The organism is Cedecea neteri NBRC 105707 = ATCC 33855 (assembly GCF_001571265.1).
GTDB classification, from domain to species: domain Bacteria; phylum Pseudomonadota; class Gammaproteobacteria; order Enterobacterales; family Enterobacteriaceae; genus Cedecea; species Cedecea neteri.
Genome location: NZ_BCTL01000004.1, coordinates 13,215 through 26,133 on the forward strand (window position 1 = coordinate 13,215; position 12,919 = coordinate 26,133).

General features: G+C 57.7%; 12 protein-coding genes. 4 read left to right on the plus strand and 8 right to left on the minus strand.

Going from position 1 to position 12,919, the window contains the following annotated elements; genetic code table 11:
• Window positions 1–3: 3 nt before the first annotated feature.
• Window positions 4–1,716 carry an ABC transporter permease gene (locus CNE01S_RS01875; protein ID WP_061272770.1) on the plus strand — a complete coding sequence of 571 codons (1,713 nt, stop codon included), beginning with the start codon at window positions 4–6 and terminating at the stop codon, window positions 1,714–1,716.
• The gene (locus CNE01S_RS01880) at window positions 1,704–2,732 is read left to right on the plus strand and encodes an ABC transporter ATP-binding protein (RefSeq protein WP_061272773.1); all 1,029 of its coding nucleotides are present in this window, start codon (window positions 1,704–1,706) and stop codon (window positions 2,730–2,732) included. The genes CNE01S_RS01875 and CNE01S_RS01880 overlap by 13 nt, the downstream gene beginning before the upstream one ends.
• Window positions 2,733–2,801: 69 nt before the next feature.
• Here the strand turns inward: CNE01S_RS01880 and CNE01S_RS01885 are convergent, their stop codons facing one another.
• The 8 genes from CNE01S_RS01885 to rluE form a co-directional block, all read right to left on the minus strand.
• Window positions 2,802–3,923: a ribosomal protein uL16 3-hydroxylase gene (locus CNE01S_RS01885; RefSeq protein ID WP_061272776.1), complete on the minus strand. Its 1,122-nt coding sequence runs from the start codon at window positions 3,921–3,923 to the stop codon at window positions 2,802–2,804.
• A gap of 73 nt (window positions 3,924–3,996) precedes the next feature.
• Window positions 3,997–5,466 carry a two-component system sensor histidine kinase PhoQ gene (gene phoQ / locus CNE01S_RS01890; protein WP_061272779.1) on the minus strand — a complete coding sequence of 490 codons (1,470 nt, stop codon included), beginning with the start codon at window positions 5,464–5,466 and terminating at the stop codon, window positions 3,997–3,999.
• Complete coding sequence (gene phoP / locus CNE01S_RS01895; protein ID WP_016535912.1) at window positions 5,467–6,138, minus strand: two-component system response regulator PhoP; 672 nt, start codon at window positions 6,136–6,138, stop codon at window positions 5,467–5,469.
• A gap of 271 nt (window positions 6,139–6,409) precedes the next feature.
• Window positions 6,410–7,780: an adenylosuccinate lyase gene (gene purB / locus CNE01S_RS01900; RefSeq protein ID WP_061272782.1), complete on the minus strand. Its 1,371-nt coding sequence runs from the start codon at window positions 7,778–7,780 to the stop codon at window positions 6,410–6,412.
• 16 nt (window positions 7,781–7,796) lie between these two features.
• On the minus strand, window positions 7,797–8,426 hold the full coding sequence (gene hflD, locus CNE01S_RS01905; RefSeq protein ID WP_061272785.1) for a high frequency lysogenization protein HflD: 630 nt from the start codon (window positions 8,424–8,426) through the stop codon (window positions 7,797–7,799).
• Window positions 8,427–8,448: 22 nt separating this feature from the next.
• Window positions 8,449–9,558 carry a tRNA 2-thiouridine(34) synthase MnmA gene (mnmA, locus tag CNE01S_RS01910; RefSeq protein ID WP_061272788.1) on the minus strand — a complete coding sequence of 370 codons (1,110 nt, stop codon included), beginning with the start codon at window positions 9,556–9,558 and terminating at the stop codon, window positions 8,449–8,451.
• Between the two features lie 53 nt (window positions 9,559–9,611).
• Complete coding sequence (locus CNE01S_RS01915; RefSeq protein ID WP_061272791.1) at window positions 9,612–10,073, minus strand: NUDIX hydrolase; 462 nt, start codon at window positions 10,071–10,073, stop codon at window positions 9,612–9,614.
• Window positions 10,074–10,082: 9 nt separating this feature from the next.
• Window positions 10,083–10,745, minus strand: a complete 663-nt coding sequence (gene rluE / locus CNE01S_RS01920; RefSeq protein ID WP_061272794.1) for a 23S rRNA pseudouridine(2457) synthase RluE — start codon at window positions 10,743–10,745, stop codon at window positions 10,083–10,085.
• Between the two features lie 107 nt (window positions 10,746–10,852).
• Between rluE and icd the strand changes: the two genes are divergently transcribed.
• Window positions 10,853–12,103 (plus strand): NADP-dependent isocitrate dehydrogenase, encoded by a 1,251-nt coding sequence (gene icd / locus CNE01S_RS01925; protein ID WP_061272797.1) that lies wholly within the window; start codon window positions 10,853–10,855, stop codon window positions 12,101–12,103.
• Window positions 12,104–12,545: 442 nt separating this feature from the next.
• Complete coding sequence (locus CNE01S_RS25705) at window positions 12,546–12,671, plus strand: hypothetical protein (RefSeq protein WP_255212410.1); 126 nt, start codon at window positions 12,546–12,548, stop codon at window positions 12,669–12,671.
• Window positions 12,672–12,919 lie beyond the last annotated feature (248 nt).

Here is a 12,919-nt window from a genome sequence, read left to right on the forward strand (position 1 = left end):
TTGATGTTCAGCCCGGCATTGTCCCGCCCCGACGACGGCAGCCTGATGAAAGGGCTGCTGCGTCTGCTTATTGTCGTCATTGCGCTATTAAGCCTGCTCCCCAGCCTGCAACTGCTGATCTCCGCGCTGGTGGACTGGCGGCTGGGCAGCAGCAGCAGCCTGGGGCGCGTGCTCAGCAATCCGAACACCTGGGTCGCACTATGGAACAGCCTGTACACCAGCGGACTGGGGGCGCTGCTGTCCCTCCTGCTGGGTAGCCTGTTTGCCTTTTGCCTTGGGCTGATGAACATCCGTGGCCGCCAGGCCTGGGCGTTTCTCTTTATGCTGCCGATGATGATCCCGCCGCAGGTCACGGCCCTGAGCTGGCTGCAGCTATTCGGCCCCGGCAGCGTTTTGCTCAACAGCCTGGGTCTGGCGCCAGGGTTTGGCAGTAGCAACCCGCTTTATTCCGCCGAGGGAATAGCGTTCCTGCTGGGCATCCAGCATGCGCCGCTGGTGTTTCTCACCCTGCGCACGCAGCTGCAAAGCCTGCCGCAGGAACAGATTGAGGCGGCGAGGCTGAACGGCGCTTCTCTTGGGCGAGTTTTCATCGACATTATTCTGCCGCTGTGCCGACCGGCGCTGTGGGCCGGAGCGGCGCTGGCCTTTGTCTCCGCCCTCGGCAACTTCGGCATCCCGGCAATGCTCGGCATCCCCATATCCTATTTCGTGCTGCCGGTTTACATCTACCAGACGCTCTCCAGCTTTGGTCCGTCGATGCTGAACGAGGTGGCCTCGCTCTCGGTGCTGATGGGTGTGCTGGCCGTCGCCATTGTCACGCTGCAGGGAATTATGCAGCGGCGTTACGCTCTGCCGCTGATCGGCATGGCAGGGCGAGCGGCAAGTTTTGCAGCAGGCAAAGGGCGGCTGGCGGTGGAGATCCTGCTGGCAATCGTGCTGTTCGGGATGCTGGTGGCTCCGCTGCTGGCGCTGATTTCTACCTCGCTGGTGCCAACCCTGGGCGTGCCGCTCAACGGTGATACGCTGACCTTTGCCGCCTGGCGCGCCATTTTTGATGAACAAAGTGCCACCTGGCGGGCGCTGACCAACAGTATGCTGCTGTCAGTCGGGGCCGCCGCGCTGCTGATGACGCTGAGCCTGCCGCTGGCCTGGCTGCTGGTGCGCCGCCCCAGTCGGCCGCTGCGCTGGCTGCACAGCCTGATTGATATTCCCTACACGTTGCCCGGCGTGGTGCTGGCCATCGCCTGCATTCTGCTGTTTGCGCGCCCGCTGCCGCTGCTAAACGTCAGCCTCAGCGGCACGCTGACGATTATCTTCTTCGCCTATCTGGCCCGGTTTCTTACCGTCTGCCTGAAGCCGGTTCACACCAGCATGCTGCAGCTGGATCCGGCGATGGAGGAGGCCGCAAGCCTGGCGGGAGCCGACGCCTCCCAACGGTTACGCCACATCGTCCTGCCGCTGCTGGCCCCGGCGGCTTTTGCCGGTGCGCTGCTGGTGTTTCTCACGGCGGTGAACGAGCTGACTGTTTCCGCGCTGCTCTGGAGCGCCGGGAAAGAAACCCTCGGCGTGGTGATTTTTAACCTCGACGAAAGCGGCGACAAAGTCATGGCCTCGGCGATTTCCGTGCTGGTGGTGGGCCTGGTTGCCGTGGTGATGCTGTTACTCGGCGCGCTGGGCCGTTATTTACCGAAAGGAGTCATTCCATGGCAGAGCTAAGGCTGGATAAGCTCAGTAAAGTTTTTGGCGAGCAGGCCGTGGTGAAGGATCTCAGTCTGACGATCCCTTCAGGAGCGTTTACCGCCTTGCTGGGGCCGAGCGGCTGCGGCAAAACCACCACGCTGCGGATTGTGGCCGGGCTGGAGTCCTTGAGCGGCGGTCGCCTGTGGCTGGGCGATAAGCTGCTGGCCGACAGCGGCACCCACGTTCCGCCGGAACAGCGTGATATGGGCATGGTGTTTCAGTCCTACGCCCTGTGGCCGCATATGACCGTGGGTGAAAACGTCGGCTACCCGCTGAAGTTGCGTAAGATTAACGGCGCCGAGCGTCAGAAGCGGGTGATGGAGGCGTTGGAAGTCGTGGAGCTTGGGGCCTATGTCGGGCGCTCGCCCCAGGAGCTTAGCGGCGGGCAGCGGCAGCGGGTAGCGCTGGCGCGCTGTCTGGTCTCGGAGCCGCGAGTGGTTCTGCTCGATGAGCCGCTGGCGAACCTTGACCGCCATCTTCGCGCCACGATGGAGCAGACTTTCCGCGAATTTCATCGCCGCACGGGGGCGACTTTTGTCTACGTCACGCACGATCAGGCCGAGGCGATGGCGCTGGCCAGCCATATTGCCGTGATGCACGAGGGCGAGCTGATGCAGTGGGGCTCGCCGCAGCAGCTTTATCAGCAGCCACAGAATAGCTGGGTGGCTGGGTTTATCGGCCAGGGCAGCGTGCTGTCCCTCGCCGTATCGCCGGGCGCGCAGAACCTGGATCTCGCAGCCTTGCATGGCGGCCTGGATCAACCGGGGCGCGATAAAACCGTGCCGGTGCTGATTCGCCCGGAGCATGTTCAGGTCGTGGATAGCGGGTTGAGTGCCAGCGTCGAAAGCTGTATTTATCAGGGAGAGCGGTATCTGCTGGAACTACGGCTGCAGGACGGCCAGGCGGTGAGCGCGTTTCATTCTGCGCCGCTGGCGGTGAGGCAAAGCGTGAATGTGCAGCTGTTACGGGGCTGGCGGCTGGATGCGGCTTGAGTGAGTCACGCTGTTGGCAGGAATATCCCGCCTTCGCCGTAACAAAAACGGCGAAGGCGGGGCAGGGCTTTAGTCTTCGAAGAACCAGTAACCGCTGTTCACCAGCGCGGCCAACGTGGCCAGGAAGGAAGGATCTTCCAGCGCGTCACCAAACTTCTCTGCGTCCAGCTTGATATGGCTGGCCAGCGCTTCTACCGCCGGGCGGTGCGGGCTGTCGAGCTTCTCGCCGTTCACGTACACCTCACCGGCCACGCGCAGCACGCGCAGGCCACCCAGGCGTACCAGCGTGTCGCCCTGTTGCAGCGCGTCGTAAATCTCATCCGGCTGATAAGGTGGTTCCGGCGGCGCAACGTCCAGCTCGTGGCGGGACTGGGTAATAAACTCGCCAAACCAGCTATGGAAGGTCTCCGGCTGGTTAACGATGTCCAGCATCATCTCGCGCAGCTTGTCGATTTCCTGCGGCAGAATATCCGCCGGGTGCTGGCGCTCAGGCACGTCCGGGTCGGTATAACGTAACCCGCCCAGCTCACGTTGCAGCACGTAGTCGGCAAAGCCGCTGATAAGCTCGCGGCCGCTTGGCGCGCGGAATCCCACGGAGTAGTTCAGCGCGTTTTCCAGCGAGTAGCCTTCGTGCGGGAAGCCTGGCGGAATATACAGAATGTCGCCCGGCTCCATCTCTTCGTCGATGATGGCGTCGAACGGCTCAACCTGGAGCAGGTCCGGGTGTGGGCAATGCTGCTTCATGGCAACTTTTTCGCCCACGCGCCAGCGGCGGCGGCCCACGCCCTGAATAATAAACACGTCGTACTGGTCAAGGTGCGGGCCAACGCCGCCGCCTGGCACTGAGAAGGAGATCATCAGGTCGTCAATGCGCCAGTCGGGCAGGGCGCGGAAGGGGCGCATCAGGGCGCTGGAAGGTTCATGCCAGTTGTTCACGGCCTGCACCAGCAGTGACCAGTTATTTTCGCCGAGGTGATCGTAGCTCTGGAACGGGCCGTGGCTGACCTGCCATTTACCGCCCTGATGGCTGACGAGGCGGCTGTCCACCTCGTTTTCCATGGCAAGACCGGCAAGCTCATCCGGTGAAATAGGGTCGATGAAGTTTTTAAAGCCGCGCTTCAGCACCACGGGGCGTTTTTGCCAGTAGCGTGCAATAAAGTCGGGCCAGTTTAAATCCAGGTGATAATCCATATTATTGTCTTCCTGCAGATGGAGGAGCCTGACACGGATTATAACGGATGGCGAGCCGGGTTACGGGACTATTTCACCCTTCATCCTGTTCCGGCTGCTGGCGGGCGAAAATAACTTCCATGCGTGCGCCGCCCAAAATACTGGCTCCTGTCTGGATCTCGCCGTTGTATTGCTCAACAATTTCTCTGGCAACCGACAGCCCCACGCCCTGGCCTGGGCGCAGCGTATCGGCCCGCTGGCCTCGATCAAAGACCATCGCACGCTTGCTTTCCGGAATGCCGGGGCCGTCGTCTTCGACGATCAGGTGCAGCGCGTCGTCGGTCTGGCGGGCGGTCACTTCCACGAACTCGAGGCAGTATTTACAGGCGTTATCCAGCAGGTTGCCCATCACTTCCATAAAGTCATTTTGTTCGCCGATAAAGGTGATTTCCGGCGAGACATCCAGCGTGATGTTCACCCCTTTGCGCTGGTAAACCTTGTTCAGCGCCGAGCACAGGTTGTCCAGCAGCGGCGCAACGGAATGCAGCTCGCGGCTAAGCAGCGTGCTGTTGCCGCGCATGCTGGCGCGATGCAGATAGTAACCAATCTGCTGCGAGATACGGCTGATCTGCTCCAGCATCACCGGCTCGGCCTGCTCGACGTTCATCTTGTCAGTGCGCAGCGAACGCAGGGTCGACTGCAGCACGGCGAGCGGGGTTTTCAGGCTGTGGGTTAAGTCCGTCAGCGTAGTGCGGTATTTGTCGTGCCGGTCGCGCTCGGTACGCAGCAGCTGGTTAAGGTTGCGGACCAGGCTGGTCAGCTCGCGCGTGGTGTCCGGGTTCAGGCTGTCGCGGTCGTGTTTCTCCAGCTCCCGCACTTCCTGCGCCAGTTCCTGAATCGGGCGCAGGCTCCACCAGGCGGCCAGCCACAGTAGCGGGACGACCAGCAGCAGGTTGGCCAGCAGGACGTAAATAAACCAGCTCCACACCATGTACGAGCGCTTCAGCTCGATAGGAATGGTGTCCACCACAACGACGGTCAGAGCCGGCATGCGCGGTGTCGCAGGGTAGAGGTTGACCGCCACCGAGTGGGTCATTTCGTAGCCGTCGTCGCTCTCGTCATCGTGCATGTCTTTCAACTGGGCGAGGCGGTCTTTGTCGTTGTCCAATAGCGCGGTACTGGTGGCGTAGTCGGCCTCCAGCTCGTGGAATCCGTTGCCGGTCAGCCACTCTTTCTGGATCTGCTGCACCACATCGGGGACATTACGCTGCATCCACAGCAGCTTGCCGTGCTCGTCGTAAATCAGCGCCATGGTCGGGCTTTGTATGCTGATGTTGTCGGGCAAATCTACCTGTAGCTTGCCGTCCTTCCAGCTGGAAAGCGTATAGAACAGGTTACTTTCACCGCGCAGCAGGCGGAAGGTGGTTTTATCGAAGCTAACGCTGTAACCGACCAGCGCCACCAGGCCGTAAGCCAGGGAAAGCACCATCACAACCGCGGCGGTAGCCAGTAAGAAACGAACCCGCAGCGAAAGCGGCAGGATATGGCGAAAGATGTTCAGCATTTAGTGGAGATCGAACCTGTAGCCCTGTCCGCGCACGGTGGTGATCACTTCCTGCGGGTATTCAGCCTGAATTTTTTTACGTAAACGGCCCATCAGCACGTCAATGGTGTGGCTCTCGCGCAGCTCGGCATCCGGGTAGAGCTGCAGCATCAGTGAATCTTTGCTGACCACTTTCCCGGCGTTACGGATGATGGTTTCCATGATGGTGTATTCAAACGCGGTGAGCTTGATCAGGTTATCGTTGATCGACAGCTCGCGACGGGACAAATCGACCTGGAACGGCGGTAGAGAAATCACCTGTGAAGCCAGGCCGCTGTTACGACGCATCAGCGCCTGCATGCGGGCGACAACTTCTTCCAGATGGAAAGGTTTGGTGACGTAGTCATCGGCCCCGGCACCCAGCACTTCAACTTTGTCCTGCCAGCCTTCGCGGGCGGTCAGCACCAGAATTGGGATGGTGACGTCATGGCTACGCCAGCGGCGGATCAGGCTCATGCCGTCTTCGTCCGGCAGCCCTAAGTCAACAATCGCAATGTCCGGTGTATGTTCATTAAGGAAATAGTCTGCCTCTTTGGCATCCTCGGCCGCATCCACCTGGTGGCCTGCTTCACGCAGCTGTACCTTCAGGTGATGACGCAGCAGGGCATTATCTTCCACGACCAGTACGCGCATTGTATTTCCTCAATCCATTCATAGTATTGATAGTTTAGCGCTAATTATTAATGACAGGAAATAAACCTCGTATAAACAATGCCCTTATGGAGATTAACGCTGAGTCAACAATCCATTCGGCTGGAGGCCCTCACCCTAACCCTCTCCCGGAGGGAGAGGGGATAAAAAATGTGCTTAGTCCCTTATTTTCCCCCTCGCCCCTATGGGGAGAGGGCCGGGGTGAGGGGCATACGGAAGACAAAAAAAAGCCCTCCGGAGAGGGCCGTTTTCATTACTTCAGCTCGTCAACCATGGTGATGGCGCGGCCTATGTAGTTGGCCGGCGTCATGGCCTTCAGGCGAGTTTTCTCTTCTTCCGGCAGCTCGAGGCTGTCGATGAACTGCTTCATGCCTTCGGCGTCAACGCGTTTGCCGCGGGTCAGCTCTTTCAGTTTCTCGTATGGCTTTTCGATGCCGTAGCGACGCATTACGGTCTGAATCGGCTCTGCCAGCACTTCCCAGTTGTGATCCAGCTCGTCCAGCAGACGGTCACGGTTCACTTCCAGTTTGCTCACGCCCTTCAGCGTGGACTGATAGGCGATCAGCGCGTAGCCGATACCCACGCCCAGGTTACGCAGCACCGTGGAGTCGGTCAGGTCGCGCTGCCAGCGGGAAACCGGCAGCTTGCTTGCCAGGTGCTGCAGTACGGCGTTGGACAGGCCGAGGTTGCCTTCGGAGTTTTCGAAGTCAATCGGGTTCACCTTGTGCGGCATGGTGGAGGAGCCAATTTCACCGGCGATAGTCTTCTGCTTGAAGTGGTTCAGGGCCACGTAGCCCCACACGTCGCGGTCGAAGTCGATCAGGATGGTGTTGAAGCGCGCGATGCAGTCAAACAGCTCGGCGATGTAGTCGTGCGGCTCTATCTGGGTGGTGTACGGGTTCCACTGAATGCCCAGGGAAGTCACGAACTCCTCGCTGAACTGGTGCCAGTCCACTTCCGGGTAAGCGGCGATGTGGGCGTTGTAGTTGCCGACCGCGCCGTTGATTTTTCCGAGGATTTCAACGTTGCCGAGCTGGCGGAACTGGCGCTCCATGCGGTAAGCGACGTTCGCCATCTCTTTACCCATAGTGGACGGGGTCGCCGGCTGACCGTGGGTACGGGACAGCAGCGGAATGTCGCGGTACTGCACGGCGAGATCTTTCACCGCGTCGATGATTTTACGCCAGTACGGCAGCACCACGTCTTTACGCGCGGTGTCGAGCATCAGCGCGTGGGACAGGTTGTTGATGTCTTCAGAAGTACAGGCGAAGTGAATAAACTCGGACACCGCGTGCAGGGCAGGGATCGCTTCCACTTTCTCTTTCAGGAAGTATTCCACCGCTTTCACGTCGTGGTTAGTGGTGCGCTCGATGGTTTTGATGCGCGCGGCGTCAGCCTCGCTGAACTCCGCGACGATTTTATCAAGGTAACCGTTTGCGTCCGCATCAAAAGCAGGAACTTCCTTGATCGCTGCGTGCGCGGCCAGCTTTTGCAGCCAACGTACTTCGACCTGTACGCGGAATTTCAGCAGACCGAATTCGCTGAAAATAGCGCGCAGAGCGCTGACTTTGTCGCCGTAGCGCCCGTCAACGGGGGAAACGGCGGTCAGTGAGGATAATTCCATAACAACTCCTGAGAGGTTAACAATGAGCAAGAATTTGTTTGGCCTGAGCGGTCAGGCGACTACGGGAAAACATTAACTGCAGGCGGCCACCGCCAACCTGGTGCCACAGCACGGCGGCACGAATACCGGCCAGCAGCGCAGCACGCACTTTGCTCTGCACCTGCGGGCTTTGCAGCACGGCAGGGGAGCCGGTGACCTGAATACGCGGGCCAAGCGGGCTGATGACATCGACGTAGATCCCGGCCATGGCGCTTAACAGCGTGTCGGACTCGAGATCGAAGTGTTCCAGCTGGCGCTGCAGGCCGTTAATTTTGTTGCCGAGCGTGTCCATCGCACCTTTGGCGGCGTGGAGTTTGCGCTCCAGCACCATCAGGCTAAGCGTATAGCGCGTCAGCTCGGCGTTCAGGCCCTGACGGCTGCTGGCGTTCAGCACGCCAAGCAGGGTTTCAAGCCCGAGCTTAAGGTTAGCTTCGCTGCCGCCAAAAACGTCCAGGGTTGAGCCAGGGTTCTGGTCAATCACGCTGTTGAGCGAGACGTGAAGCGCGTCGCTGTCGCAATGACCCTGATGGGCTAACTGCTGCACCAGACGGGCTGACTGGCAAATGCCGGCCAGCGCGAGAGTAATGTCGTAGTAGTTTTTAGCCACCGGGCTGCGTCCTTGTGTGTAATTAACTGACGAGCGGCAAACGCTGCTCAATAATGCCGCCGCCGAGGCACACTTCGCCGAGGTAGAACACCGCGGACTGGCCTGGGGTAACGGCAGCCACCGGCTCTTCAAAGCGCACTTCTATGCGCTCGTCGTCCAGCGGGGTAATCGTGCAGGGGATATCCGTCTGGCGGTAGCGGGTTTTCACCGTACAGCTCAGCGGCGCGGTTAGCGTCTCGCGATCCACCCAATGAAGCTGCTGGGCAATCAGCCCGACGGACATCAGGCGCGGATGATCGTGACCCTGTGCGACGATAAGAATATTGTTGGCGACGTCTTTATCGACCACGTACCACGGATCTTCAGATCCTTCTTTGGTACCGCCGATACCGAGGCCTTTACGCTGGCCGAGGGTGTGATACATCAGCCCCTGGTGCTCGCCCACGGTTTCACCGTCTACGGTAATAATTTTACCCGGTTGGGCTGGCAGGTAGCGGCCCAGGAAGTCGCGGAACTTGCGTTCGCCGATGAAACAGATGCCGGTGGAATCTTTTTTCTTGGCGGTGACCAGATCCAGCTCTTCGGCGATGCGGCGTACTTCCGGTTTTTCCAGCTCGCCGACCGGGAACAGGCTTTGGGCGATCTGTTCGTGGCTCAGCGTATAAAGGAAGTAGCTCTGGTCTTTGTTGCCGTCCAGGCCGCGCAGCAGCTGGCTTTTACCGTTCACGTCAGCGCGGCGCACGTAGTGGCCGGTGGCGATGTAGTCGGCACCTAAATCTTCGGCGGCGAATTCGAGGAAGGCTTTAAATTTGATCTCTTTGTTGCAGAGAATATCCGGGTTTGGCGTGCGCCCGGCTTTGTATTCTTCGAGGAACAGTTCGAACACGTTGTCCCAGTACTCTGCGGCAAAATTCACCGTGTGCAGTTCAATGCCCAGCTTGTCGCAAACGGCCTGCGCATCGGCTAAATCTTCCGCTGCGGTGCAGTACTCCTCGCCATCGTCTTCTTCCCAGTTCTTCATGAACAGGCCTTCCACCTTATAGCCCTGCTGCATCAGCAGGTAAGCGGAAACGGAGGAATCGACGCCGCCGGACATCCCGACGATCACTTTTTTCTGGCTGTTATCAGACATGGAGAGACTCACGACATTGAACTTCAAAGCGGCGTATTCTATCACGCAGGCCGCTACTTGACACCCTCTGTAAACGGCCAGTTAAAAGCCCCCAGTACCGACAGGGGATAACGCGGCTCCTGCTGGTAACAGCGAATACTTTCCGCCACCAGCGGCGAGCGCAGATTGGCTGCATTTATAATGGTTTCGGCATTGAGCCACAGGCAGCGGTCAATATCGCTATCGTGCGGCGTGGTCGGCAGCTGTTTGTCCAGATCGATAGCAAACAGAAAGCGCAGGAAAGGTGTGTTGTCCGGGGCGATCCACTGGTGCATGCGGATAAAACTTTGCGGCTCGGCGCTAATGCCGGTCTCTTCCCACAGCTCGCGCTTCGCGGCCTGAAGCAGCGTTTCGTCGGCTTCGAGGTGCCCGGCGGGCTGGTTCCAGAGCGCTTTACCCTGAATGGTTTCTTCGACGACTAAAAACTTGCCTTCGGCCTGGACAACGCAGGCCACGGTGACATGCGGCTTAAACATCGCTTCTCCTTATAAGGTGGTTAACGGGACTTCGCGCCACTCGCCGTTGGTCAGGCCTTCCAGCGTGTAGTCGCCCATGGCGTAGCGAATCAGGCGCAGGGTAGGGTAGCCCACGTGCGCCGTCATGCGGCGAACCTGGCGGTTACGGCCTTCGTAAAGGGTGATCTTGAGCCAACTGGTGGGAATCGCCTTACGTTCGCGAATCGGCGGGTTACGCGGCCACAGCCACTCTGGTTCGGCAACCAACTCGGCGCCTGCAGGCAATGTGAGGCCGTCATTCAGCTCGACGCCGTTCCGCAGGGCGCTCAGCGCTTCCTCCGTTGGCTCGCCTTCAACCTGCACGTAATAGATTTTGCCGGTGCGTTTGCCTGGCTGGGTCAGTTTGGCCTGCAGCGCCCCGTCATTAGTGAGCACCAGCAGCCCTTCGCTGTCCCGGTCGAGGCGCCCCGCAGCATAGATACCTTGTAAAGGAATGTAATCCTTTAGCGTACTGCGCCCGGCTTCGTCGGTGAACTGCGGCAGCACATCGTAGGGCTTATTGAAGATAACCAGCTTCTTTGGTCCGGCAGGCTTCTTGTGCCTGGCGGCTTGTGGGTTGCTGAATCGTTTAACTTGGTGATTCCTAAAAGAAGTTTTGTTCATAGTGTTTTCAGCGCGGGTGGATTGACGCATTATAACGGAAAACATGAGTGATTGGCGCGGGCCCGATATTGCAGTAGTATGAGCCCGCAAATTACAAATCATTAACAAAAAACCAGAAGCGCTCGAAGGAGAGGTGAATGGAAAGCAAAGTAGTCGTTCCGGCGGAAGGTAAAAAGATCACCCTGCAAAATGGCAAAATCAACGTTCCTAACAACCCGGTGATCCCGTTCATTGAAGGGGACGGTATTGGTGTGGACGTGACCCCTGCCATGATTAAAGTGGTGGATGCTGCCGTGGCAAAAGCCTACAACGGCGAGCGGAAAATTTCCTGGATGGAAATCTACACCGGCGAAAAATCTACCCAAGTTTATGGCCAGGACGTCTGGCTGCCAGAAGAAACTCTGGACCTGATTCGTGACTATCGCGTGGCCATCAAAGGCCCACTGACTACCCCAGTCGGCGGCGGTATTCGCTCCCTTAACGTTGCGCTGCGTCAGCAGCTGGACCTTTACGTTTGCCTGCGCCCGGTACGTTATTACCAGGGTACCCCAAGCCCGGTTAAACAGCCTGAGCTGACCGATATGGTTATCTTCCGTGAGAACTCCGAAGATATCTATGCGGGCATCGAGTGGAAAGCAGACAGCGCTGAAGCTGACAAGGTTATCAAGTTCCTGCGTGACGAAATGGGCGTGAAGAAAATTCGCTTCCCTGAGCACTGCGGGATCGGCATCAAGCCTTGCTCCGAAGAAGGCACCAAACGCCTGGTACGTGCGGCCATCGAATACGCGATCACCAACGACCGTGATTCCGTGACCCTGGTGCACAAAGGCAACATCATGAAGTTCACCGAAGGCGCGTTCAAAGACTGGGGCTACCAGCTGGCTCGTGAAGAGTTCGGCGGCGAGCTGATCGACGGCGGCCCGTGGGTGAAAATCAAGAACCCGAACACCGGCAAAGAGATCGTTGTAAAAGACGTGATCGCCGATGCGTTCCTGCAGCAAATCCTGCTGCGTCCTGCGGAATACGATGTGATCGCCTGTATGAACCTGAATGGCGACTACATTTCTGATGCCCTTGCAGCACAAGTTGGCGGCATCGGTATCGCACCGGGCGCAAACATCGGTGACGAGTGCGCGCTGTTCGAAGCGACCCACGGTACCGCACCTAAGTACGCAGGCCAGGACAAAGTAAACCCAGGCTCCATCATTCTGTCCGCAGAAATGATGCTGCGTCATATGGAATGGTTCGAAGCAGCTGACCTGATCGTTAAGGGTATGGAAGGCGCTATCGACGCTAAGACCGTAACTTATGACTTCGAGCGTCTGATGGATGGCGCTAAGCTGCTGAAATGCTCAGAGTTTGGCGACGCTATCATTAAACACATGTAATCAGCGCCGCTGGTGATGTGACAACGGGAACCTTAGGGTTCCCGTTTTTAATTGATTCCTTAAAATCTTCTCCAAAATATTTCCCCAAAACTCCATCCCGTTTTAGCGCCGATAGCGCCCGTGTTCAACTGAACTACTTCACAGAAGGTTTGAACCGTATTGCGGGCCTGGCAATAACATGGCTGCAGGACTACATCAGGCAGAAATGCCTGAAATAGCAGAAGCATAACTTATAGTTTTTGACTCGGTTGTTTGAGCGATCTTCCAGCCATGACATTAGTTACAATTAATACCGGGATAGCAATGAGCATGGGTAATTTCGAATCACAAAGATATTGATTACTTATTTGGTTAGCGAGAGCTACACAACCGTATGTATTTATAAATATAAACCACGGTATAACGAATGTTCTCATGGCTATCATCCTGAATTGATTTCTGTATGAAAAAGAACGAACAAAATAAAATCTACATCAATCCCTATCGTCAAGTCAGAAAAGTGGATGTAACCCATCCAGACGCGAAAGATGGAATCTGTTCAGAAAACAGCGTTGCGGCGGCATATTGAAAACCCCAGCCCTTTACGGTTAAGTCTGCTGGTTCCAAAGGAGCAGGGAAAGACAGCCTCACAGCGACGGTATTTATCCGTTTTGGTTATGGGCTGCCCGTTTCAGTTGCTCCAGGTCATATGATACTCTTAATTTTTTCAGAGGAATACCAGCTTATGGCTACCGCAGTAAGCGATCCTACTAGCCATGGAACTTGGGAGCCATGAAAGAAATTGTCACCAACCATTCTACCTGCAACGCTGCAAGT